This window comes from Actinacidiphila bryophytorum (assembly GCF_016916835.1).
GTDB lineage: Bacteria > Actinomycetota > Actinomycetes > Streptomycetales > Streptomycetaceae > Actinacidiphila > Actinacidiphila bryophytorum.
The window spans coordinates 1-1,192 of the sequence record NZ_JAFFIX010000070.1; the positions used below are offsets into that span (position 1 = coordinate 1).

Genomic DNA, 1,192 nt, shown 5'->3' on the forward strand with positions numbered 1-1,192 from the left:
GTAGGCCTGGTTCCAGCGGATCTCCTTGGTGAACTGCCGCACGGTGGTGTCGGCGTCGATCACCAGGAGTTCGGTGCCGAGCATGTCGGCGAGGTCGGTGAGTTCCTCGGTGCCGACGGCCGAGGAGAGCACGGTGTGGTGCGGGGCGCCCGCGGTCAGCCAGGCCTCGGTGGAGGTCCGCAGGTCCGGCGCCGGCCGCCAGACCGCGCGGGCGACCGGGAGCGCGGGCAGCGGTTCTACGGGGTCCACGATGTCGATCTCGTTGGCGACCAGCCGGAAGCGGTCGCCCATGTCGGCAAGGCCGACCACGACCGCGGGTCCCGGGGCGGCGTCGAAGACCAGGCGGACGGGGTCCTCGCGGCCGCCGATGCCCAGCGGGTGGATCTCGCAACTGGGCTGCCCGGCGGCGATGGTGGGGCAGACCTCCAGCATGTGCGCGCCGAGGATGAGTTCGCTGCCCGGCGCCAGGTGGTAGGTGTAGTCCTCCATGAAGGACGTACCGCCGGGCAGGCCCGCGCCCATCGCCTTGACGGTGTGCAGCAGCACCGAGGTCTTCCAGTCGCCCTCGCCGCCGAAGCCGTACCCGTCGGCCATCAGCCGCTGCACCGCAAGACCCGGCAACTGCCGCAAACCGCCCAGGTCCTCGAAGTTGGTGGTGAAGGCACCGAAGCCCCCGCCGTCGAGGAAGGCCCGCAGACCCAGTTCGATACGGGCCGCGTAGCGCAGCGACTCGTGCCGGTCCCCGCCCACCGCCAGCTCCGGCACCAGCCGGTAGGCGTCGGCGTACTCCTTCACCAGCCCGGTCACCTCGGCCTCCGAGGCCGAATCGACCACCTCCACCAGGTCGTTGACACCGTAGGTGTTCACCGACACCCCGAAACGCAGCTGCGCCTCGACCTTGTCACCCTCGGTCACCGCGACATCCCGCATGTTGTCACCGAAACGCGCCAACCGCAGTTCGCGCAGGGCGGCGCGGCCGACGGCGGCCCGCATCCAGGCGTGGACACGGACGCCGACCGCCGGGTCGCTGACGTGCCCCGCCACGGTCTTGCGTGCCACGTTCAGCCGGGACTGGATGTACCCGAACTCCCGGTCGCCGTGGGCGGCCTGGTTGAGGTTCATGAAGTCCATGTCGATGGTGGACCAGGGCAGTTCGACGTTCGCCTGGGTGTGCAGGTGCAGAAACGGCTTG

At 70.3% G+C, this 1,192-nt stretch carries 1 protein-coding gene; it reads right to left on the reverse strand.

Features of this window, described 5'->3' with window-relative positions:
- A partial coding sequence (gene araA / locus JT723_RS34620; protein ID WP_205048876.1) for an L-arabinose isomerase occupies positions 1–1,192 on the reverse strand: 1,192 nt, incomplete at both ends.